The sequence below is a fragment of the Kineococcus anabasis genome, assembly GCF_054590795.1.
On the sequence record NZ_BAAIHU010000012.1, the window covers coordinates 207,489 to 229,753 of the forward strand.

Sequence of the window (22,265 nt, forward strand, 5' to 3'; positions counted from 1 at the left end):
CGTGCGGGTGAGGGGGTTCCAGTCCCGCGGCCGCGGCACCGATGGACCTGCATGACCGAGACCACCGCCCCCGGCGCCGAGGCGGCCCCGCAGCCCGGGACGCCCCGCCGCAGCCTCGTGCGGGTGGCACTGGCGGCCGCGACCGGGATCGGCCTGGGCGGCGTGCTCGGGACCGATGACGCCTCCGCCTCGACGACGGCGGACGCGGCGACCCTGCACCTGCTGCGCCGTGCGACCTTCGGCACCACCCCCGAGCTCCTCGCCGACGTGCGGGCCGCGGGGGGTGCCTCGAGGTGGCTGGACCAGCAGTTCCAGCCGGCCTCGGTGGCGGACGCCGCGTGCGACGCCGTGCTGAAGCGCTACCCCCTCGCGGTGGCGTCGCCGCCCGCGCTGCACGCGCGCGGCAACCACGGCAACTGGGACTCGATGGTGCAGGTCGTGCGCGCCACCCTGGCCCGGCAGATGTGGTCCCGGCGCCAGCTCCTGGAGGTCATGGCCGACTTCTGGTCCAACCACCTGAACATCACCTGCCCGAGCAGCGACGTCTGGGCCACCAAGGCCGACGACGACCAGCGCGTCGTCCGCGCCCACGCCCTCGGCCGGTTCGAGGACATGCTCCTCGCCAGCGTCACCTCCCCGGCGATGCTGATGTACCTGGACAACGCGACCTCGCAGGGCAAGGCGCCCAACGAGAACTACGGGCGGGAGTTCCTGGAGCTGCACACCGTCGGCGTCGACGCCGGGTACACCCAGGCCGACGTGCTGGACGCGGCCCGCGCCTTCAGCGGCCTGACCGTGTGGTTCCCGTGGACCGGGGGCACGGCCGCGAACCTCGGCACGTTCCGGTACCGCCCCGAGTGGCACCACGTCGGCCCGCTCAAGGTGCTGGGCTGGACGCACGCGAACTCCACCGCCGCGGGCGGCCTCGACGTGGCGAGGTCCCTCGCCCGGTACCTCGCGCGCCACCCCGCCACCGCCCGCCGCATCGCCACCAAGCTCGCGGTCCGGTTCGTCTCGGACACCCCGCCCGCTGCGCTCGTGGACCGCCTCGCGAAGGTCTACCTGGACAACGGCACCGCGACCGTGCCGGTGCTGCGCGCCCTGTTCTCCTCCTCCGAGTTCGCCGCGAGCACGGGGCAGAAGGTGCGCCGGCCCGCCGAGGACCTGGTCGCCACCGTCCGCGCCCTCGGCATCGCCCCCGTGACCGCGTACACCGGTGACGCCGGAGCCGTGGCGCAGTTCGTGTGGGCGCTGGAGGGCCTCGGCAACGCGCCCCTCGGCTGGGCCCCGCCGAACGGCTACCCGGACGTGGCGGCCGCCTGGCAGGGCACCGGGATGACGCTCGGGCGCTGGAACCTGCACGTCGGTCTCGCGCAGGGGTGGTGGAAGGACGGCGTCCGCACACCGGTGCTGGCCGACCACCTGCTGGGCCCGGTCAAGCCCACCACCCGGGCCGCGCTCGTCGACGCGCTCGTCGCGCGGCTGCTGCCGGGCATCGCGGTCCCGGCCGCGCACCGGGGCGCCCTGGTGACGTTCCTCGGCGGCAGCGGACCCGTCAGCAGCAGCACCGGCGACCTCACGTGGATGTTCCCGATCCTCGTGGCCCTCGTCCTCGACAGCCCCCACTGGAGCGTGCGATGAACACCACCGACGAGCAGCGCTGCGGCTGCCCCGAGAACGAGGGCCTGCGCCGGCGCGGTTTCCTCAAGGGCCTCGGCGGCCTCGGCGCGGCCGCGGCCGCCGGTGCGCCCCTGGTCTCCACCCAGGCCGCGTACGCCGCGACGGGGACGTGGAACGGGCCGGTGCTGCTGGTGCTGTCGCTGCGCGGTGGGATGGACGGGCTCAGCGTCGTCGCCCCCGTCGGCGACCCGGACTACGCGCGGCTGCGCCCCGGCATCGCCGTCCCCGGGACCACGGCCCTGCCCACGGGCGACCGCCGCTTCGGCCTGCACCCCGCGATGGCGCCGCTGGCGGGGCTGTGGAAGGCCGGGAAGATGTCCGCGATCCACGCCGTGGGGACCCCCGACGGCTCGCGCAGCCACTTCCGCGCGACGGAAGAGCTGGAGCGCGCGGCACCCGGCACGGGCATCCGCACCGGCTGGCTGAACCGCGTCCTCGGCGCCGCCGGCACCGGCACCGCGTTCGAGGCCGTGCAGCTCGGCAGGGGCAACCCCGCCGCGCTCCTCGCGGGTCCGGCGCGCGGTACGGCGATGCGCTCGCTGAAGGGTTTCAGCCTGGCCGGCTCGGACTGGGTGGGCCCGCGCATGAACACCGCCCTGAAGGCGCTGCACACCGGGGCGAACCTCCCCACCGCGCCCACGGCGCTGCTCACCCTGTCCGCGCTGGACACCGCCGCGTCGGTGGCGAGGAGCAGCACCGGCCCGCAGAACGGCGCCGTGTACCCCACGAGCGACCTCGGCAGGGTGCTCGCCGATGCGGCCCTGCTGATCCGCGCGAACGTCGGCCTGCAGGCGCTGACCGTCGACGTCGGCGACTGGGACATGCACTCGGGGCTGGGACGGGCCGGGACCGGCTGGATGGCCGACAAGGTCACCGACCTGTCCACCGCCCTCGCGGCGTTCGCGCGGGACCTCGGGGCGCTGTTCGACCGCGTCACCGTCGTCACCATGAGCGAGTTCGGGCGCCGCGCCAAGGAGAACGGCTCCGGCGGTGTCGACCACGGGCACGGCAACGCGGTGCTGCTGCTCGGCGGTGGCCTGAACGGCGGGAAGGTCCACGGCACCTGGCCGGGCCTGACCGACGCGGCCCTCGACAACGGCGACCTGCGGGGCACGACGGACTACCGCAACGTGCTCGCGGAGATCCTCGTGAAGCGGACGGGTCTGTCCACCTCGAAGCTGCCGGAGGTGTTCCCCGGGCTCACCCCGCGCTTCGCCGGCGCGTTCGCCTGACACCGGCCCCGCCCCGCCCCGGCTGACCGGGGCGGGGCGGGGCCGCTTCGGGCGCGCTGTCAGCAGTGCTCGGAAGGGCTGGTCCAGGCGGTGGAACCGATCGTCCCGCCCCAGACGACACAGGACGGCGCCTTCGCCCGCACGGGTCCGGCATGGGTGAGGACGTCCCCGCGCTGCTCGACCGCACCGCTCCCGGCGGGCTTCAGGTAAGCGCGCGCGAATGAGCGGGTACCGGTGCCGGTGAACTTCAGGGTCGTGACGCAGTTCTGCCTGGTCGACGCCTTCCATCCGAGGTTCACGGTTCCCAGGGAGCCGAGGGCGCGGGAGTCGATCTGCTCGAAGCCCTCTCCGCAGAGCTCCTGCGGATCCTGCCTGGTGGCGCAGTTGCCGGACCTCACGGAGGCATCGGGGTAGCGGAAGGTGGAACCGGCGAAGGTGGCCTTCTGGATGACCCCCGAGGCCCGCACCTCGTAGTGCAGGTGCGGGGTGATGCCCGGGTTCTTGGCGGAGGTCTTGCCGAGTGCGCCGATCGCCTGACCGGCGAGGACGCGCTCACCGGTCTTCACGGCCATCGTCTTCAGGTGGGCGTAGTAGGTCACCCAGCCGCCACCGTGGTCGAGGGTGACGAGGTTTCCGTAGCCGTTCCCGGTCTGGTACCCGGCCGAGCGGACCCTGCCACCGGCGGCCGCGACGACGGTGTCGCCGAGGTCGGCGGTAGCGGAGGAACCGCGGTTGAAGTCGATCTCGTGGGAGCGGTGCGCCGAAGAACGGCTGGAGTTCCCGTGCCAGGTCTGCGAACACGGGAACGGGAGCTGGAACAGCGGGGCGGCTTGCGCGGAGGGCGCGACCGCTACGGCGCTCACCGTTCCGGCGAGCAGGGTCAGGACGAGTACGAGGACGGTCGTGGGCGATCTCTTCACGGTGGGCTCGCTCCTGTCGGGAGGTGGCGTACCTGGTCGCCGGCGACGGGCGTCCTAGCCGGGGGCACACGCCGCGACGGTCGTGGCAGGCGCACCGGGAGGACGGGCACGCGCACGGGGCACACCCGGGTGTCCGGGTGCACGCGCGAGCGCCTCTGGATCGGGTGCGGGTGCCATGGAGTCGTGAGGACGGGTCGCCTCAGGGTGTGCCGGGCGACCGCCGTCGGTGCTGAGGCGGTGTGCGCGTGCCCTCAGAGCCACAAACTAGGTGCAGAGGGTGACGGTGTACAGCCGTATCCGTGAAGTACACGCGTGGAGTTCCCCGGATCCGGCCGGGGTCACCCGCCTCCGGGAACAGGGGGCGCCCAGGTTGTCGCGGTGGCGACCCTCCGCGCCCGGACACGCACGGTCCCGGCGGCACCCGGTGCGCACGGTGCCGGAGCTCGACGTGGGCGTGCGCCGCGACATGCCGGTCCTCCGCGCTCGCCGTGGGCGACGACGCCCACGGCGAGCGCACGACGGCGCAGGGACCGCCGGGGGAGCTCCCGCGCCGTCGGAGGACGGCGCGAGCACCACGAGCACCGGCGGCAGGTCGCGCCGCTGCGCCACCCCGCTCAGCGGGCCAGCCAGCCCCCGTCGACGGGCAGGACGGTGCCGTGGACGTAGTCGGCGGCGCGGGAGCACAGGAAGAGCACGGCCCCGGAGATGTCGGAGGGGTCCGCCCAGCGCGCCGCGGGGATGCGGGCCAGGATCGCGGCGTTGCGCTCCCCGTCGGCGCGCAGGTCGGAGGTGTTGTCCGTGGCGACGTAGCCGGGCGCGACGGCGTTGACGTTGACGCCGTGCTCGGCCCACTCGTTGGCCAGCGCCTTCGTCAGGCCCGCCAGCGCCGACTTGGAGGCCGTGTAGCCGGGGACGAACACCCCGCCCTGGAAGCTCAGCATCGACGCCGTGTTCACGATCTTCCCGCCGCCGCGGGCGATCATCGCGCGGCCCACCTCGCGGGAGAGGACGAACGCGGCGCGCAGGTTCACGTCGACGACGTGGTCGAAGTCCTCGTCCGGGTGCTCCGCGGCGGGCCGGCGGCGGATCGTGCCGCCGTTGTTGACCAGGATGTCCACCCCGCGCGCGGCGAGGTCGGCGGCGAGGGCGCTCACCTGGGCGCGGTCGGCCAGGTCGGCCCGCAGGGGCGTGAAGCGGCGCCCGGCGGCCTCCACGGCGGAGCGGACATCGCTGTCGCCGTCGGGCAGGGAGTGGCTCACGCCGATGACGTCCGCGCCCGCGCAGGCCAGCGAGCCGGCGATCGCCAGGCCGATGCCCTTGCTGGCGCCCGTCACGACGGCGAGCCTGCCCTCCAGTCCGAAGAGGCTCCCGACGTAGGCCGTGGGTCCGGTGGTGGCAGTCGTCATGTGGGTGCTCTCTCCGTGCTCGCGGGTGGGGGCGGTCCGGGTGCGCGGCCGTGCAGGCCGGCGGCCCGGACCCGCCGTCAGGTGGTGGCGCCGAGGGCGGCGGAGATCTTCTCCGCGGCGGCGACGACGAGGGGCGCCATCGCCTCGACCTCGGCCAGGGTGTGCTCGAGGGTCAGGGTGGAACTGCTCAGGCCGTAGCGGATGGTGCCGGTGTGGTCGCGGACCGGGGCGGCGACGCACGCCACGCCCGGCACGTTCTCCTCGCGGTCCAGCGCGTAGCCCACGGCCCGGACCTGCGCGATCTCGGCGCGCAGGTCCTCCAGGGTGGTCAGGGTGTTCGGGGTGCGCCCCGGCAGGCCGGTGCGGGCGGCGTAGTGGGCCAGGCCGTCGTCGGTGTAGCCGGACAGGACGGTCTTGCCGATGCCCGAGGTGTGCATGGGGATGGCCAGGCCCGGCCGCGACGGCATCCGGTACGGCTTGTCGGAGTCGGCGCGGATCAGGTAGACGATCTCGTCGCCGTTGGCCACCCCGACGTGCACGGTGCACTGGACCTGCTCGACGAGCTCGTCGACGAACGGCTGCGCGATCGCCGAGATGTCGATGCGCTGCAGGGCCCGGCCCGCCAGGGCGAGGACCTTCGGCCCCGGCAGGTAGGTGCCGTCCGGGGCGAGGGTCACGAACTGCCGGTTCAGCAGGGTCGCGAGGATGCGGTGGGTGGTGGCCTTGGCCAGCCCGGTCGCCTCCACGATGTCCGTGAAGCGGGGGTGCGTCAGCACCGCCTCCAGCACCAGGAGCGTCTTCTCGCTGGCGTTGGCCGCCGAGGAGGGGACCTCCGCACCGTCCTGTGCGGTGCGCACCGTCTCGATGGCCATGATCCCCACCCCGTCCTCGTCGTCCGCCGAGCGGTGCCGCGCTCAGCGCATCTGTGTGATGGCGAAGCCATCCATGTCGTCGAACGCCTGATTCTCCCCCGCCATGGCCCAGACGAAGCTGTACGACGCCGTGCCGACCCCGGAGTGGACGGACCAGCTGGGCGAGATGACCGCCTGGCCGTCGGCGACGAGCAGGTGCCGGGTCTCGGTGGGCTCCCCCATCAGGTGCACGACGCGGGCCTCGGCGGGCAGGTCGAAGTAGAGGTAGGCCTCCATCCGGCGGTCGTGGGTGTGCGCGGGCATCGTGTTCCACATGCTGCCCGGGTGCAGGGTGGTGACGCCCATGACGACCTGGCAGCTCCGCACGCCCCCGGCGTGGATGTACTGGTTGAGGGTGCGCCGGTTGGAGGTGAGCTGGTCGCCCAGCTCCCGGACCGTGCCGCCGCCGGCCTCCACCAGCGTGGTCGGGTACGCGGTGTGCGCGGGCGCGCTGAACAGGTAGAAGCGCGCGGGGCCCGCCTCGCCCGTGGCGTCGAGGGAGGCGAAGGACGCCTCGACGGCACCCCGGCCGACGTACAGGCAGGAGCCGTGCTCCAGCTTGTAGGACTCCCCGTCCACGGTGACCGTGCCGGGGCCGCCGACGTTGACGATCCCCGCCTCGCGGTGCTCGAAGAACACCTCGCTGGCGATCTCCGGGAAGGTCGGCAGGGCGACGCTCGTGGTGACGGGCACGATCCCGGCGAGCACCACGCGGTCGTGGTGGGAGTAGACGGCGTTCACCGCGTCGTCGGCGAAGAGGTCCTCGACGAGGTAGCGGCGGCGCAGCTCGGCGGTGTCCATGCCCGGCACGTGCTCGGGGCTGGTGGCGTAACGCTGTTCCACGGGGGGTCCTCCCGGGTTCTGGGTGCGGGTTCTGGGTGCGGGGACGGGCGGGTTCTCAGGGGGCGGCGATCAGGCCCAGGGCCTGCGGCAGCCAGAGGGACAGGCCCGGGGTGAAGGTGACGATGATCAGGGTGATCACCAGGGCGACGAAGTGCGGCATGAGCTGTTTGATCACCGGCTCCAGCCGGCAGCCGGCGATCTTGGCTCCCACGAAGAGCACCGTGCCCACCGGCGGCGTGATCGTCCCGATGCTCAGGTTGTAGACCATGATGATCCCGAAGTGGACGGGGTCCACCCCGAAGGCCGTCACGACCGGCAGGAAGATCGGCGTGAAGATCAGCACGGCCGGTGTCGCGTCCATGAAGCAGCCGACGGCGAGCAGGATGACCGTGATCAGCAGCAGGATCACCACGGGGTTGTCGCTGATGCCGAACATCAGCGAGGAGGCCAGCTCGGGGATCTGCGCGAAGGACAGGACGAAACCCATCACGGTCGAGACGGCGATGAGGAACATCACCACGGCCGTCGTGCGCGTGGAGTCGAGCAGGATCTTCGGCAGGTCCCGCGCCCTGAGGCTGCGGTAGGCCACCGCCAGGACGAGGGAGTACGCCACCGCGATGACGGCGGCCTCCGTGGAGGTGAACCAGCCCACGAGGATCCCGCCGATGACCACGACGATCAGCAGCAGCGCGGGGACCGAGTCCAGGATGATCCTGGCCCGCTCGGCGAGGGGCGCCTGCTCGGTGACCCTCAGCTCCGGGCGCTTGCGGGCGTACCACCACACGACGGCCATGCTGGCGAGGGTCCACAGGATCCCCGGCAGGTATCCGGCGACGAACAGCGCGGCGACCGAGGTGCTCGACACCAGCGAGTACACGATCATCAGGTTGCTCGGGGGGATGAGCATCCCGCCGGGCGAGGAGGCGATGTTCGCCGCCGCCGCGAAGTTCTTGTCGTAGCCCTCCTTGGCCTGCAGCGGCGCGAGCGTCGAGCCGACCGCGGCGGCGGCCGCGATGGAGGACCCGGAGACGGCACCGAAGAGGGCGTTGGCCGCGATGTTCGTCTGCGCCAGCGAGCCGGGCATCCGGCCCACCATCACCTTGCCGGCGTTGATGAGCCGCAGCGCGATCCCGCCGTTGTTCATGATGACGCCGGCGAGGACGAAGAAGGGGATGGCCAGCAGGGGGAAGGAGTTGATGCCCCGGAACATCTGCTGCGCGGCGGTGAGGGCACCGGAGGCGGAACCGACGATCACGAACATCGCGGCGACGCTGGAGACGCCGACGCCGATGCTGATCGGCGCGCCGATCGCGAGGAACAGGGCGATGCCGCCGACGAGGACGAGCCCTGCGAGTGCTGCGGGATCCACGGACGTCCTCCTCAGACCGTCTCGACCTCGGCGTCCGGCTCGTACGGCGGCTCGTCACCGCGTGCGATCCGGACGATGTGGTACAGCGTGTAGAGGGCGGTGAGGACACCGCAGATCGGCAGCGCGAGGTACAGCTGGCCGACGTTGAACGGCAGGCCGGTGACCTTCTGGTTCCACGCGATGTCCACGACCTGCCAGCCGCCCCACACCAGCGCCACGAGGGCGAACAGCAGGATCGTCGCCTGCACGACCAGGGACAGGACGCGCTGCACGCCCAGTGGTGCCTTCTGCACGAGCAGCTCCACCCCGACGTGGCCGCGCTCGCCGAACACGAGCGCGGAGCCGAGCAGACCGAGCCAGATGAACAGGTACTTGGCCAGCTCCTCCGACCAGGCGCTCGGGGAGTCGAGCACCTGGCGGGTGAAGACCTGCCACATGACATCGACGACGAGCGCGGCCATCAGCACCACGCACACCCAGCTCAGGACCCGGTCGAGGGTGTTCTTCGCGGTGGTCAGCGCGCTGCGGCGGGGTGCGGGACCGGGCGCGCTCGCGGCGGGCCGGTCGAGCTGCCCGGTGCCGGCGTCGTTGCCGGGGCTCACTCCGCCACCGCCCGGACCTTCTCGTGGATACCGCGCACCAGGTCGTTGTTCAGCTTGGCCTCGGTGAGCGGCTCGATGGCCGCGTCGAAGGCCGCCTTGTCCACCTCGTTGAACGTCGCGCCCGCCTTCTCGGCGGCCTCCTTGGCCTTGACGATCTCCGTCTCCCAGAGCGCGCCCTCCTCCTCGACGGCCTTGGCGATCTCCTCCTCGAAGATCTTCCGCGTGTCCTCGGGCAGGCCGTCCAGCACGGTGGGGTTGGTGATGAGGTAGTCCGGCAGCATGAGGTGCCTGGTGTAGCTGTAGAACTTCGCGACCTCGGCGTGCTTGGAGTTCGCGTAGGTCAGCTCGTTGTTCTCCGCGCCGTCGATGACGCCGGACTGGATCGCGGTGTAGACCTCGCCCATGCCCATGGGGGTGCCGTTGCCGCCCATGAGGCGGATCATCTCGAGGTTGGTGTCGGACTCGATGACGCGGATCTTCTTGCCCGCCATGTCCGCCGGGGTGGTGATGGGCTTCTCGGAGTTGTACATCGACCGCACGCCGCCGTGGAACCCGGCGAGCACCTTCAGGTTCTGGTCCTCCAGCGAGGAGTAGAGCTCGGAGACGATCGCCGGGTCGTTCGTCGTCTTGCGCTGGTGCTCCTGGGAGTCGAACACGAAGGGCAGGTTGAAGACGACGAAGTCGGGGTTGTAGTTCTCCATGAGCGGCGAGGCGACCATCGCGAACTGGATGGTGCCCGCCTGGACGAGCTCGATGGTCTCCTTCTGCGCGCCGAGGGTCTCGTTGGGGAAGACGTCGACGTCGTACTCGCCCTTCGTCCGCTCCTTGATGCGCTCGCCCATCGCGCTGAGGGAGACGGCCTGGGGGTGGGTGTCCGCCTGGTTGAAGGCGAGCTTGAACACGGTCTTCGCCTTGGCGCCGGCCGCGCTCGCCCCGGGGGCGGCGCCGGCGTCGACGGGCTTGCCGCTGCCGGCGCTGCACGCCGTGAGCGCGAGCGCGACCGCCCCGAGGAGGGCCGGGACCGATCTGCGCGTGGTCCGCCGCATGGTGACTCCTTCGTCAGCTGGTTGGTCGGGGCGCCCACCCGGGTCGGGGGTGGGCGGTGGTGCTGCGGGGCCGTGGCGGGACGTCCGTGTCCGCTCGCGGTGTGGTCCCGGCGGTTCGTTGGTGGAACCCTGTTCCGCTAGACGGAAAAGCTAGGTACAGTCCGGGATCACGTCAAGGGGTTGGGAGCGCTCGCCCTGACCAGCGGGCGTCCTGCCCCGGCGCAGCGCCCCACGGCGCGCACGAGGTCCCGGCACGCCGCTCCACGCCAAGCTCCACGCCGACGACGACGGAGGAACGATGACCGACCCCACCACCCAGGACCCCGGCTCCGCTCCCGCCCAGGACCCGGGCCCTGCCCGCGGTCTGCTGGTCGCCGGCTACATGCTTGCCCCCGAGGACCCCGCGGGGGAGGAGGAGCTGTTCGCGGGGCTGGCCGGCCTCGGCATCCGCGGCCTGGAGTACGCCCTGCCCGTCGAGGGCACCCGCAGCCTCGAACCCGGCTGGGTCGAGCGGAACGTGCGGCCCGAGTGGGACCTGCTCGTCACGCTCGTGCCCACGATGATGCCCCGGCTCGGCACCGACCCCGCCTACGGCCTGTCCTCCACCGACCCCGACTCCCGCGCCCGCGCCCTCGCGGACGTCGCCCGCGCCCGCGACCTCGCCCTCTCCCTCGCGGAGGGCTCCGGCCGCCGCCGCGTCGTCGGCATCGAGCTGCACAGCGCCCCCGGCCCCCGCGCCGGCTCCCGCGACGCGCTGGCCCGCTCCCTGGAGGAGATCCTGTCCTGGGACCTCGCCGGCGCCGAGGTGATCCTGGAGCACTGCGACGCCCTCGTCCCCGGCCGCACCCCCGCCAAGGGGTTCTGGGGGCTGGAGGAGGAGATCGCCCTCGTGCAGGGGTTCGGCCTGCCCGCCGACCGGCTCGGCACGGGGTTCAACTGGGGCCGCTCCGCGATCGAGGGCCACGGCCCCGCCCTCGCGCTGGAGCACGTGCGCACCCTCGCCGCGGAGGGCCTGCTGCGCTCGGTGGTCTTCTCCGGCGCCACCGGCGAGGAGTCCCCCTGGTCCCCGCCGTGGGCCGACACCCACATCCCCCCGCGCGGTGACGACCCCGCCCTGGCGCTGTCCGCACCGTCCCTGCTCGGCCCCGAGGAGGCCACCGAGACCCTGCGCGCCGCCGGGGACGTCCCCCACGTCGGGCTCAAGGTCGCCGTGCGGCCCGTGGACGCGGACGTGCCCACCCGGCTCGCCGTGGCCCAGGCCTCGCTCACGCTGCTGGAGAAGGCGCGCGCCGCGGTGTGAGGTCGGGCGGCACCCTCCCCGCGCCCATCTCCGGGTTCGGGCGCGGAGGGAGCCCCCCGAGCCCGCCCATCTCCGGGTTCGGGCGCGCAGGGGCGCCCGGCCGCGCCCGTCTCCGGGTTCGGGCGCGGAGGGGGTGCCCGGACCCGGGCGGGGGTCAGGCGGCGCGGCGGGACGGCTCGTGCAGGGAGAGCCCGGCGATGGAGTCGCACAGGTGCGGCAGGGACTCCAGCACCTCCTCGGCGACCTCCAGCAGCAGCGGGGCGGCGGAGAACACGATCACCGTCAGCCGCCCGGCGGTGCTGTGCCCCTGGGACACGAAGGACCCCGGCATGTGACCCGTGATGCCCTTCAGGAAGACGTTGAGCTCGTGGATGCCGATCGGCCTGGTGGTCTCGATCTCCAGAACGGTCTTCATCCCACTCCTCACCCCTGCGGACACGGTCCGGGGCCGGGCCGCAGCGGCCCCGTCCCCCAGGACCTGCATCGGCCGGCCGGGCGCCGCTCCCGACCCCGGCGACGCAGGATGGCCCGAACGGGTCAGGCGCGCCCCCCGGCCGGGCGCTCACGCCGGCGTCAGCGTCACCTGCCCGGTGGCGGTGTCCAGGACGGCGGTGCCCCCCTCGAACACCTGCCGCACCCGGCCCGGCCCGTCCGGCGCGGCCTCCTCGCGCGGCAGGCCCAGGGCGCCCACCGGGCCCTGCGCGTCCAGCCACGCCCGCCGGATCGGCCCGGAGACGCTCACCGCCCCCGTGGCGCGCGACCAGTACACCGACGACCCCCCGCTGCCGTCGAAGTCGTTGAACCGCGCCCGGCCGCCGGGCGCGTCCAGCTCGTCGGTCACCGGGTACCCGAGCGGGCCCGCCTCCCAGCCGAGGCGCTCCCACAGGTCCCGGATGCGCCCGTGCACCGCGTGCGCCCCCGTCTCCGGCGACCAGTACACCGACGACCCGTCGCTGCCCGAGAAGTGGTTGAACCGCCCCCGCCCGTCCGGGGTGCGCAGCTCGCTCGTCACCGGGTAGCCCAGCGGGCCCGTCTCCCACCCGAGGCGCTCCCAGGTGTCCCGGACCGCCCCCCACACGGCGTGGGCGCCGGTCTCCCGCGTCCAGTACACCGACGCCCCGCCGCTGCCCGAGAAGTGGTTGAAGCGGCCCCGCCCGTCGGGGGTGCGCAGCTCGTCCGTCGTGGGGAACCCCAGCGGGCCGGCCTCCCAGCCGAGGCGCTCGTACGTGCCGCGCACGGCACCGTGCACCTCGTGCGCCCCCGTGGCGCGCGACCAGTACACCGAACCGCCGTCGAAGTGCTGGAACACGCCTGCCCCGCCGGGCGTGGAGCGCTCCGGCGTCACCTGCTCCCCGAGGAAGCTCCCGGGCCCGCCGAGGGCGGTGTGCTTGACGCCGATCGCGGTGCAGTCCTGCAGCGACGGTGCGGAGTGCGCGTTCGTGCGCTGGTCCACCGCCACCGTCGTGGAGCACTTCCAGGACGGGATGCGCCACGGCGGGGTGCACGTCACCACCCGGCACCACACCGGCCCCGTGCAGCGCACGTCCTGGTTGCACTGGCCGTAGCGGAACTCGTTGCAGCACACCTTGCGCTGGTCGCACTGCCCCTTCGGCCCGCACCCGCAGGAGCAGTCGCGGCAGCCCTCGCCGCAGAAGTTGCTCCGGCCCCCGCAACCGCACTTGCAGTAGCTGTGGCAGTCGATGTAGTACCGGGCGTTGCCGCAGCAGAAGCCCGACCCGTCGGACTTCCACCACCCGCCGACCAGCGAGCCCGGCGGGCAGCGGTTCACGCCGCCGTTGATGGTCGCGCAGAACGCGGTGTAGCCGGAGGAACAGGTGGAGTCGATCCCGCAGACGGCGGCGTACGCGCTGACCGGCCGGGTGAGGAAACCCACCGGCGAGACGGCCACCGCCGAGCCCACCACCGCCGTGCGGGCCAGGAACCCGCGGCGGTCGGTGCGCGCCGCGAGCAGCGCCGAGGCGCGTTCGACGAGCGAGCCGGCGGCCTTCTCCAGCAGCGTTCCCATGCGCGCTCCTCGTGTCGGGGTGGTCGGGGTGGTCGGGGTGGTCGGGGTGGTCGGGGTGGTCGGGGTGGTCGGGGTGGTGGCCGGGGCGGTGGCCGGGGCGGCCATCAGGCGGGGTCCAGGTCGAGGGTCGCCAGCACCGCGCCGAGCCGGTTGACCAGCTCCGCGCGGCGGGCGTGGCTGCCGAGGACCACGTACAGGCAGAACGCCCGCCCGCCCTCCTGGAAGAACCACTGGCAGCCGGACTGGCCGGGGATGCTGCGCTGCAACCGGTTCGGCGCGAAGTCCGCGGCGGTGGGCCGCGGCCTGCCCGTGGTCGCGAACAGCGGCGTCGCGCACGCCTCCGGCTCGTGCTCGAACAGCGAGACGAACAGGTCCTGCTCGCCCAGCAGCGGGGTGACCCCACCGCCGAAGTCCCCGCGGACCTCCGGCAGCGGGACGGTCGCGGCGTGCAGCACCGGCCGCCGCACCGCCTGCAACTCCTGCTCGGCGGACGTGCGGCGGGCGATGCGCACCTCCCAGCCGCGCGGCGCGTCGACGGCCATGCCGTGGGCGCTGAGTCTCACCGGTCTCCTCCTGTCCCCGGTCCCCGTGTCACGAGGGGGTCCGCTCGGGTGTCACGACGGGGTCCGCTCGGGTGTCACGACGCGGCCCCGCCCAGGGCGAGCTGCGCCACGGCCGCCACGGCGAGCACGCCGCAGGTGAGCGCCGCACCGGCGCGGCCCGCGGGGGCCAGCGCCTCCAGCCGCCGGTGCACCGCGACGAGCCGGGCCGGGGTCGTCACCCGCCGCAGCGCCAGCACCGGCGCGGCCCGCGCCACCCCGAACACCAGCCCCACCGCGGCCCCCGCGAGCGGGGAGCCCGTCAGCAGCGCCAGCGCCAGCGCCGCGTACAGCAGCGGCGAGGTGACGATCGTGACGAGGCCGGCACCGAGCTGGGCACCGTAGCCGAACCCGTACACCCAGCCGCGGTAGCGGTGCAGCCAGTCCTCGTCGACCTGCCGGTGCCACGTCGGCGGCTGCGGCAGGCGGCCCACCTCCACGGCCAGCGCCCACGCCGCCAGCACCGCGAACAGCACCAGCGCGGCGGTCCCGACAGCGCCGTGCTCCAGCGGCAGCAGGACCCCCGCGGAGCCCAGCACCGCGCCGAGCACCGTCCCGCCGAGGGCGGAACCGATCAGGTGCGCCGTGACCGTGACCGGCCAGCGGCTGGCGCGTCCCCGCTCCCCGAGCGGGGTGATGCTCGAGAGCATCGACTCGCCTCAAGGCGACCACGTCGCGCGCAGCGCCGCGAGCGCCGCGGTGGGGACACCCGCCAGCAGCGCCCACGTGCCCAGGTCCAGGACCACCCCGCCGGTTCCCGTCAGGTCCTCGGCGCGGGGCCGTCGGCGAGCTCGTCGGCGGTCAGCTCCAGGCTCGGGTGCCCCGGCGCGATGCCCGCCGCGAGGAGTTCCGCGTCGGCGCGGGCCTCCCGGTAGGCGTCGTCACCCGTGCCGTGGTGGTGCCGGTGCCTGCCCCTCTCCACGGCACGGTCCCCCGTCGCCTGCGTGACGAGGCGTTCCACCTGCTCCCAGCTCGTCGCGCTGCCCTCCCCGGCAACCCGGCCCGCGGCGCCGTCGACGAGCACGAAGTACGGCGAGCCCGGCACCTCGTAGCCCTCCCACGCCGGGGTGGACATGACGACGAGCAGACCCTCGGCGGCGAGCTCCCGCACCGCGGTGGTGCTCTCCCGTTCCGGGCCCTGGGTCACGACGACCAGGCGGGTCCCGGCGGGCAGGCCCAGCGGGGCGCGCCCGCGGAACCTCTCCCAGAAGCCGTGGCAGGTCAGGCAGCCGCTGGACAGGAACGCCAGGAGGGTGTCCTGCCCGGTGGTGACGGCGACCTGCACGCTGTCCCCGCCGGGGGTCTCGCCGCTGACGTCCGGGGCGCCGGAACCCGTCACCCCCGCCGGGCCCACCACGCCCGGGCCGACGCCGAACGGGACGTCCACCGGGCCCGGCGCGGCGCCGCGCGGGGCGGTGTCCTCCCGGCCCGCGCCCAGCTCGTGCAGGGAGCGCAGGATCTCCGCGTGGCTGCGCAGCAGACCCACCACCAGCAGGGCGAGCAGCGCGACGGCCACGGTGAGGCCGGCGACCAGGGCGAGGAGCAAGGAGGTCACGGGTCAGGCTCCGGGGATCGGGACGGGACGGCGGGCGGCGGCCAGGCGGGGCAGGGCGGTCAGGACGGCGAGCGCGAGCCACGTGGTGACGGCGGTGGCGCCCAGCACGGCCAGGGCGGGCCCCACCCCGGCACCAAGCAGCCCGGGCAGCCCCGGGGCGCCGGACGCCGTGGCGCCGGACCCCGAGGCGACGGCCGCGCCCGTCGCGGCGAACAGGGACGTCACGGCGACGTGCGTCGCGGTGGGCGGCAGGTCGGGCTCGCCGAAACAGCCGCACGAGCTCAGGGGGCGACCCCGCAGCAGGGCGAGCAGCACGAAACCGGTGAAGGCGGCGTACGCCACGGCCGTGCCCACCGCCGCGCCCGGGACACCGGCCAGGGCGGCGAGGGCGAGGACGGCCTCCGCCGCGCCGAGCAGGCGCACCAGCGGTCGCGAGGACGGCAGGCCCTGGGTGCGCAGCGCCCGGGCGGTGCCGTCGGGTCGCCGCAGCTTCGCCCACCCCGCGCCCAGCAGGAGCAGGCTCCCCGCCAGGTACGGCACGAGCAGCAGGTGCACGGAGCCACGTTGTGCGATGCGCGAGGTCCGGGTCAAGACAACCCGCGGGGTGGACCGGCAGCCCCGCGGGCGGGACCGGGGTGTCCAGGGGGATTCCCCCTGGACGGGATCGGCACGCCCGGGAGGTTCAGCGTGCCGCGCCGTGGCCGATGGAGGAGGAGGTCCCTCACCGCCGATCGGAGCCCCCGTGCGCATCCCGCGCCTCACCCTGAAACTGCGCATGGTCGTCAGCCTCGTGGCCGTGCTCGCCGTCGCCCTCGCGGGCCTCGTCGGCGTCATCGCCAGCCGCAGCGCCGCCATGGCGCGCGCCGACGCCCTGCGCTACACCGAGCAGCTCGCCGCGGGCAGCGCCGACGACGCGGGGGCCGCGCTGCGCACGGGCCTTGCCACCTCCCGGGACCTCGCGGCCACCGTCGCCGCCCTGCACGCCACCGGCGCCACGCGTGCGCAGGCCGACGACGTCCAGCGGCGCCTGCTCGAGGCGCACCCGGACTACCTGGGCGTGTGGAGCGGCTTCGAGCCGGGCGCCTTCGACGGCCGCGACGCCGAGTTCGCCGGCACGGCGGGCCACGACGCCAGCGGCCGCTACGTCCCCTACTGGTACCGCGACGGCGGCACCGTCCAGCAGACCGCCCTCGTCGACTACGACCAGGCCGGTGCCGGCGACTACTACCAGGTCCCCCTCACCACCGGGGAGGACAAGGTCGTCGAGCCCTACCTCTACGAGGTCGCCGGCAAGCCCACGCTCATCACGTCCGTCGGGGCGCCCGTCGTCGTCGACGGCAGGACCATCGGCGTCGCCGGCATCGACATGGCCCTGGCGACCCTCCAGGAGCAGGTCGCGGCCGTCAGGCCCTACGGGGTCGGCACCGCCACCCTCGTCAGCACCGCCGGCGCCGTCGTCGGCAGCGGTGCCGGGGAGGAGCCCGGGGAGAAGCCCGCGCAGGCCGCCGGTGACCTCGTCGCGCAGGCCGTCCGCGCCGGCCGGCCCGTCAGCCGCCAGACCTCCGCCGCCGGGCGCGACGTCGTCCTCGTCGCCGCCCCCCTGCCCCTCGGGGAGGCCGACACCTGGGCGATGGTGCTCACCATCCCCACCGACACCGTGCTCGCCGAGGCCACCGCCCTCACCCGGCTCAGCACCCTGCTCGCGCTCGCCGCGCTGCTGGCAGCGGCGATCGCGGCCTACGCCGTCGCGCGCTCCGTGCTGCGCCCCGTGGAGCGGCTGCGCGACCGGATGGCCGAGATCGCCGACGGCGACGGCGACCTGACGCAGCGGGTCGCGGAGAACTCCACCGACGAGGTCGGCCAGCTCGGCGCGGCCTTCAACCGGTTCGCCGTGAAGGTGGCGGACACGATGCGCTCCATCGCCGGCTCCTCGGCGGCGCTGGCGGACGCCTCGCAGGGCCTGAACTCGATCTCCGCGACCCTGCAGGACGGCGCGGCCGGGACGTCCGCCCGCGTCTCCGGGGTCTCCGCCGCCGTGCGGCAGGTCAACTCGGGCATCCAGAGCCTCGCCACCGGCTCCGGGGAGATGGCCACGTCCATCACCGAGATCTCCTCCAGCGCCAGCCGCTCCGCGGGGGTCGCGGCGGAGGCCGTGGGGATCGCCGAGTCCGCCGGCCGCAGGGTCGCCGAGCTCGACGCCGCCAGCGCCGACATCGGCAGCGTCGTGCAGCTCATCACCTCCATCGCCGAGCAGACGAACCTCCTCGCCCTCAACGCCACCATCGAGGCGGCGCGCGCCGGGGAGATGGGCAAGGGTTTCGCCGTCGTCGCCGGTGAGGTGAAGGAGCTGGCGCAGCAGACCGCCCGCGCCACCGAGGACATCACCCACCGCATCGAGGCCATCCAGGCCGGGACCCAGGGCGCCGCGGAGGAGATCGGCCGCATCCAGCAGGTCGTGGCGCAGATCAGCGACTACTCCACCTCCATCGCCGGAGCGGTGGAGGAGCAGAGCGCCACGACGGCGGAGATGACCCGCGCCAGCTCCGAGGCGGCCCGCGGCGGCGCCGAGATCGTGCACAACATCAGCGAGGTGGAGAACGCGGCGGGTGCCACCGAGGGCGCGGCCCGCGCCACGCAGGCCGAGGCGGCGCGGCTCACCGAACTCGCCGGGGAGCTGCGCACCCTCGTGGGCCGGTTCCGGATCTGACCCCCTGCCCGCCCCCCGCCGGGCGGCTGACACTTCCGCTGCACCGCCCATGCGGCGCGCCGCCCCGGGCAGCGCCGCGGGCGGTGTGTCACGCGGGCGGTGTAGCGGAAGTGTCAGCTCAGGCGCGCGGGAGCGGGGCGCTCAGGAGATCAGCTCGACGAAGCGTCGCTCGACGTCCGGGGACACCGCTCCCGGCCCGCCCACGACGAACCCCCGCCCGATGTCGGCGCGCGCCCCGTGCAGGTACCCGGCGACGAACTCCGGGAGGGATCCGGGCCGGGTGAACACCACGCGGACGGGGGTGACGGCACCGGTGGCCTGGTCCACCGACTCCGTCAGCGTGGCGGCCAGGAGCGCGTCGGGCCAGTCCTGGCCGGAGACGAGCGCGACGGCCCGGTCGTCGCGCCCCGACGGGAACGGCGGGTACTGCGAGTACGGGTCGCACACCAGGGTCGCCGTGACGTAGCGGTCCGGCCCCGAGCAGCGCGTCGCACCGGTGGACAGGGTGCGCAGGGCGGGCGAGCCGGCGCGCGCCTGCGAGTACGCGCGGGCCGCGGGATCGCCGAACAGGGACACCCGCACCGCGTGGCGCCCCGGCTCCGGGACCACCCCGGCGCCGCACCGCTCGATCTCCCGTGCCGTCGCGGCGGGCACCCGCTCGCCGTCGGTGAGCAGGACCGGGCGCTGCGGCCGGGCCCAGCCGGCGCCCACGACGGCGTCGGGGAAGTCCCGGCCCGTGGCCAGGACGAACTCGCAGCCGCCCGGCGCGGCGGGCGCCAGGTACCGCGCGACCGCCACCGCCGTGGCGTAGCGGTCCTCCCCCGCCAGGCGCCGCACGGGGAAACCCAGCTCCCGCACGGCGCGCTCGACCTCCCCGCCGAGCACACCGGGGCCGCCGAGCAGGTGGACGGTCCGGCCGGCGGGCAGGACCCGCCGCAGCTCCTGCGCGGTGGCCGGGTCCAGCCGGTCGCGGGACGTCAGCAGCAGCGGGCCCTCCGCCGCCGCCAGGGGCGCCGCCGCGAGGGCGTCGGCGAAGTCGTCGGAGCGGACGAGCACCGCCGCCTCCGGCGGTTCCTGCCCGGAGGCGCCCCCGGGGAAGCGGAACCGCGAGACGTCCACGGCCGTGGCGACGCGGTCCCCGCCCTGCACGCGGGCCACCCGGTCGTAGGGGCCCGAGCTCAGCCGGGGGTCCGGCCGCGCGGCGCTCCCCGCAGCCGCCGCGGAGGGCGTGGGAGCCGCGGAGGTGGCGAGGGCGGGCAGCGTGCACGCCCAGCCCAGCAGCAGACCGGCGACCGCGGCGACCCGCCCCCGGCCGCGCGGCCTCCGCGGACCCGTCCGCGCGCCACCGCTCGCGCTCACGGCACCGGGCCGAGGAACTGCGCCAGCTCCTGCCGGGAGGAGACGCCGAGCTTGCCGTAGGCGCGGTGCAGGTGGTTGTCCACGGTGCGCGCGGACACGACGAGGGACTCCGCGATCCGCACCGACGTCCAGCCGCGCGCGGCGAGCGCGGCGACCTCCCGCTCCCGTGCCGTGAGCGGCTGCGGTCCCACGCCCAGCGACAGCCCCGGGGTGCGCGCGCCGGCACAGCGGGCGGCCAGGGTGCTGCCGCGCTGGGCCTGCCGCAGCGCCTCGGCCCGGGAGCCCGCGCGCGCGGCCACCAGCGCCGCCTGCCCGGCGGCCTCGGCGGCGTCCAGCCACATCCCCAGCCGCTCGTACTCCCGCGACGCGGCGGCCAGCGCGGCGGCGTCCGAGGCGTGCAGCGCCGCGGCGTGCGCGGCGTGCGCGGGTACGAGCTCCCCGTCGACCCGTCCCGCGAGCTGCGCCAGCCGTTCCACGACCTCCCGGGGCCGTCCCAGGCGCGCGGCCTGGTGCAGCGCCAGGGCCTCCACCGCCTCCACGCCCAGCCCCCGTGCCGCGGTCGCCACGTCCGCGGCCACCTCCGCCGCGGCGTCCACCGAGCCCTCGGCCCACGCGACCCAGATGCGGGCCAGCTCCCGCGGCGGCACGAAGCAGGGTTCCGGGGTGACCGCGTCGGCCTCGTCCAGCGCCGCGCGGGCACCGGCCGCGTCCCCGCCCTCGGCGGCGACGTCGGCCAGGCAGCCCAGGCACCAGGCGAGGGAGTACACGCCGAACACGGACTGGTCGTGCCGCAGCAGCAGCGCCGCCTCCCGCAGGTGCGCGGCGGCGCCCACCAGGTCCCCGCGCAGCGCGTCCGCCTGTCCCAGGGCCAGGGCCCACAGCGTGCGCAGGTCGGGGGCCCGCCGCTCCAGCGCGGCGGCGTAGCGCACCGAGGCGAGCTCCTCGGCGGCGGCGAGGCGGCCCGTGACGCCGTGGGCGTAGCACAGGCCCACCAGCACCGCCTCGAACACCGCGGGCAGCTCCCGCGCCGGGTCCTCGCCGGCGACGGCGTCCACGGTGGCGGCGGCGTCCGCGGCGGCGTCCACGGCGGGGACGGCGGCGGCGAGGGTCGCGGCGGCGACCGCGGCGGCGGTGTCCCCGCGGCCGACCTGACCCCAGGCGGGCACCGCCACCAGCAGCGCGCGCACCCGCGCACGCTCGCAGGTGGCGGGCCGGGCCAGCAGGGGCGCCACGTCGTCCAGCGCCTGCGCGGCCCGGCCGCAGCTCAGCGCGATCATCGCCCCCAGGGCGGTCAGCTCGTCGCGCAGCTCACCGGGGCCCAGGCCGGTGGCGGCGGTGCGGACCAGGGCCGCGGCGTCCGCGGAGCGGCCGAACGCGCTCACGAGGTTCGCCGCGCGCAGCAGCGCCACCCCGGCCAGGCTCCCGGGGTCGCCGGCGTTCTCCGCGAGGTCCCGCAGCACCTCCTCCGCCTCGCGTCCGCGGCCACCCGCGTACAGGGCCTCCGCGGCGGCGAGGCGGGCGGGGAAGCTGCCCGTCGCCTCCGCCGCCGCGGTGGCCAGCCGCACCGCGCGGACGGTGTCGAAGCGCCGGGCCGCGGTGCGCGCCCCCGCGAGGAGCACCTCCTCGCCCGGTACGTGCCCCGCGTCCAGGCGCACGGTGGCCAGGCGCAGCAGGTCGTCCCCGCGGCGGCACCCGGTCCGCTCCAGCTCGGCGGCCAGCCGCCGCCGCAGCAGCCGCGCGGCCAGGCGGGGGGTGCCCTCCCGCAGCACCTCCTCGAACAACGGGTGCGGCAGCCGTGCCCGCAGGCGGCGCCCGTCCTCGGCGAGCAGGAGCAGGCCGGCGCGCTCCACGGCGAGCACCGCGCCGACGTCCACCACGCGCTCCAGGAAGGAGACCTCCACGGTGCCGGCGAGCGCGGTCAGCTCCACGACGGCGCGCTGCGCGGCGTCCAGGCGGCCGAAGCGCCGCTCCACCACCTGCCGCAGGTGCCCACCGGAGGGAGGCGCACCGGAGGCCACCCACACCCCGCCCTCCTCGGTGAGCGCGCCCGCGGCGAGCCAGGAGTCCAGCAGCGCGGTCAGGTGGAGCAGGTTCCCGGCGGCCAGCTGCGCGAGGCGGTGCAGCGTGGCGCCCTCCACGGGAGCGCCGAGGACGGCCGCGCACAGCACCGCGACGTCCTCGCGCCGCAGGGGCTCCACGGCGATCCGCTCGCAGGGCACGTCCTTGAGCAGCGGCAGCAGGGCGTCGGGCACCTCCTCGCGCACGACGAGCAGGACCCGGGCCGCACCCGAGCGCACGGTGTGGGCCAGCAGCGCCGCGGAGGCGTCGTCGACGAGGTGGGCGTCGTCCACGGCGAGGACCAGCCCGTGCCGGGGGGCCGCCGCGCGCAGCCGCTGCGCGGTCAGGCGCATCAGCTCGAACGGCGACGCGGCGTGCGGCAGGTCCGGGGGCAGCAGGTCGGCCAGCGCCGCGAACGGCAGGCCCACGGCGGCCGCGCTGCCCCCGGCGCGCCGCACCGCCAGGCCCGCGGCCTGCGCACCCGCCAGCGCCTCGGCCGCCAGCCGGCTGCGCCCCACCCCTTCCGGGCCGGTGAGGACGACGGCGCCGCAGTCCCGCCGGCGCAGGGCGGCCACGGTCCGCTCCAGGACCTCCGCCCGCCCGGTCAGCGGCCACGGGGAGCCGCGCAGCACCGTGCCCGCCACGGCCCTGC

Annotated in this window: 19 protein-coding genes; 4 read left to right on the forward strand and 15 right to left on the reverse strand. The window is 75.3% G+C overall.

Annotated elements, in window-relative coordinates; translation table 11 throughout:
- The first annotated feature begins 51 nt into the window (after window positions 1–51).
- On the forward strand, window positions 52–1,641 hold the full coding sequence (locus tag ACYQBY_RS19470; protein WP_459645544.1) for a DUF1800 domain-containing protein: 1,590 nt from the start codon (window positions 52–54) through the stop codon (window positions 1,639–1,641).
- Window positions 1,638–2,912: a DUF1501 domain-containing protein gene (locus ACYQBY_RS19475; protein WP_459645545.1), complete on the forward strand. Its 1,275-nt coding sequence runs from the start codon at window positions 1,638–1,640 to the stop codon at window positions 2,910–2,912. The genes ACYQBY_RS19470 and ACYQBY_RS19475 overlap by 4 nt, the downstream gene beginning before the upstream one ends.
- 59 nt (window positions 2,913–2,971) lie before the next feature.
- Here ACYQBY_RS19475 and ACYQBY_RS19480 read toward each other — a convergent pair whose 3' ends face one another.
- From ACYQBY_RS19480 to ACYQBY_RS19510, 7 genes are all read right to left on the reverse strand, one after another.
- Window positions 2,972–3,832 (reverse strand): M23 family metallopeptidase, encoded by an 861-nt coding sequence (locus ACYQBY_RS19480; protein ID WP_459645546.1) that lies wholly within the window; start codon window positions 3,830–3,832, stop codon window positions 2,972–2,974.
- Window positions 3,833–4,446: 614 nt separating this feature from the next.
- A complete protein-coding gene (locus ACYQBY_RS19485) occupies window positions 4,447–5,238 on the reverse strand; it encodes an SDR family oxidoreductase (RefSeq protein WP_459645547.1) in 792 nt (263 codons plus the stop codon).
- A gap of 77 nt (window positions 5,239–5,315) precedes the next feature.
- Window positions 5,316–6,110 carry an IclR family transcriptional regulator gene (locus ACYQBY_RS19490; protein WP_459645548.1) on the reverse strand — a complete coding sequence of 265 codons (795 nt, stop codon included), beginning with the start codon at window positions 6,108–6,110 and terminating at the stop codon, window positions 5,316–5,318.
- A 42-nt stretch (window positions 6,111–6,152) separates the two neighbouring features.
- Window positions 6,153–6,992, reverse strand: a complete 840-nt coding sequence (kduI, locus tag ACYQBY_RS19495; protein ID WP_459645549.1) for a 5-dehydro-4-deoxy-D-glucuronate isomerase — start codon at window positions 6,990–6,992, stop codon at window positions 6,153–6,155.
- A 55-nt stretch (window positions 6,993–7,047) separates the two neighbouring features.
- Window positions 7,048–8,361 (reverse strand): TRAP transporter large permease, encoded by a 1,314-nt coding sequence (locus ACYQBY_RS19500; RefSeq protein WP_459645550.1) that lies wholly within the window; start codon window positions 8,359–8,361, stop codon window positions 7,048–7,050.
- Between the two features lie 11 nt (window positions 8,362–8,372).
- Window positions 8,373–8,963 (reverse strand): TRAP transporter small permease, encoded by a 591-nt coding sequence (locus tag ACYQBY_RS19505; RefSeq protein ID WP_459645551.1) that lies wholly within the window; start codon window positions 8,961–8,963, stop codon window positions 8,373–8,375.
- Window positions 8,960–10,009 carry a TRAP transporter substrate-binding protein gene (locus ACYQBY_RS19510; RefSeq protein ID WP_459645552.1) on the reverse strand — a complete coding sequence of 350 codons (1,050 nt, stop codon included), beginning with the start codon at window positions 10,007–10,009 and terminating at the stop codon, window positions 8,960–8,962. The genes ACYQBY_RS19505 and ACYQBY_RS19510 overlap by 4 nt, the downstream gene beginning before the upstream one ends.
- Before the next feature lie 298 nt (window positions 10,010–10,307).
- Here ACYQBY_RS19510 and ACYQBY_RS19515 point away from each other — a divergent pair, with 298 nt between their 5' ends.
- Complete coding sequence (locus ACYQBY_RS19515) at window positions 10,308–11,309, forward strand: DUF4862 family protein (RefSeq protein WP_459645553.1); 1,002 nt, start codon at window positions 10,308–10,310, stop codon at window positions 11,307–11,309.
- A gap of 154 nt (window positions 11,310–11,463) precedes the next feature.
- Here the strand turns inward: ACYQBY_RS19515 and ACYQBY_RS19520 are convergent, their stop codons facing one another.
- From ACYQBY_RS19520 to ACYQBY_RS19545, 6 genes are all read right to left on the reverse strand, one after another.
- The gene (locus tag ACYQBY_RS19520) at window positions 11,464–11,724 is read right to left on the reverse strand and encodes a hypothetical protein (RefSeq protein WP_459645554.1); all 261 of its coding nucleotides are present in this window, start codon (window positions 11,722–11,724) and stop codon (window positions 11,464–11,466) included.
- A gap of 147 nt (window positions 11,725–11,871) precedes the next feature.
- The gene (locus tag ACYQBY_RS19525) at window positions 11,872–13,335 is read right to left on the reverse strand and encodes an LGFP repeat-containing protein (RefSeq protein ID WP_459645555.1); all 1,464 of its coding nucleotides are present in this window, start codon (window positions 13,333–13,335) and stop codon (window positions 11,872–11,874) included.
- Between the two features lie 104 nt (window positions 13,336–13,439).
- Window positions 13,440–13,898, reverse strand: coding sequence for a hypothetical protein (locus tag ACYQBY_RS19530; RefSeq protein WP_459645556.1), 459 nt, complete (start codon window positions 13,896–13,898; stop codon window positions 13,440–13,442).
- Between the two features lie 74 nt (window positions 13,899–13,972).
- A complete protein-coding gene (locus ACYQBY_RS19535) occupies window positions 13,973–14,584 on the reverse strand; it encodes an urease accessory protein UreH domain-containing protein (protein WP_459645557.1) in 612 nt (203 codons plus the stop codon).
- 110 nt (window positions 14,585–14,694) lie between these two features.
- Window positions 14,695–15,489, reverse strand: a complete 795-nt coding sequence (locus tag ACYQBY_RS19540; protein ID WP_459645558.1) for a thioredoxin domain-containing protein — start codon at window positions 15,487–15,489, stop codon at window positions 14,695–14,697.
- 3 nt (window positions 15,490–15,492) lie between these two features.
- The gene (locus ACYQBY_RS19545) at window positions 15,493–16,044 is read right to left on the reverse strand and encodes a MauE/DoxX family redox-associated membrane protein (RefSeq protein WP_459645559.1); all 552 of its coding nucleotides are present in this window, start codon (window positions 16,042–16,044) and stop codon (window positions 15,493–15,495) included.
- A 187-nt stretch (window positions 16,045–16,231) separates the two neighbouring features.
- Here ACYQBY_RS19545 and ACYQBY_RS19550 point away from each other — a divergent pair, with 187 nt between their 5' ends.
- A complete protein-coding gene (locus ACYQBY_RS19550; RefSeq protein WP_459645560.1) occupies window positions 16,232–18,196 on the forward strand; it encodes a methyl-accepting chemotaxis protein in 1,965 nt (654 codons plus the stop codon).
- A 141-nt stretch (window positions 18,197–18,337) separates the two neighbouring features.
- On the opposite strand, the gene ACYQBY_RS19555 is transcribed toward ACYQBY_RS19550, so the two are convergent.
- Entirely contained in the window at window positions 18,338–19,555 is a 1,218-nt protein-coding gene (locus ACYQBY_RS19555; protein WP_459645561.1) for a cell wall-binding repeat-containing protein, read from the reverse strand.
- Complete coding sequence (locus ACYQBY_RS19560; RefSeq protein WP_459645562.1) at window positions 19,552–22,257, reverse strand: LuxR C-terminal-related transcriptional regulator; 2,706 nt, start codon at window positions 22,255–22,257, stop codon at window positions 19,552–19,554. The genes ACYQBY_RS19555 and ACYQBY_RS19560 overlap by 4 nt, the downstream gene beginning before the upstream one ends.
- Window positions 22,258–22,265 lie beyond the last annotated feature (8 nt).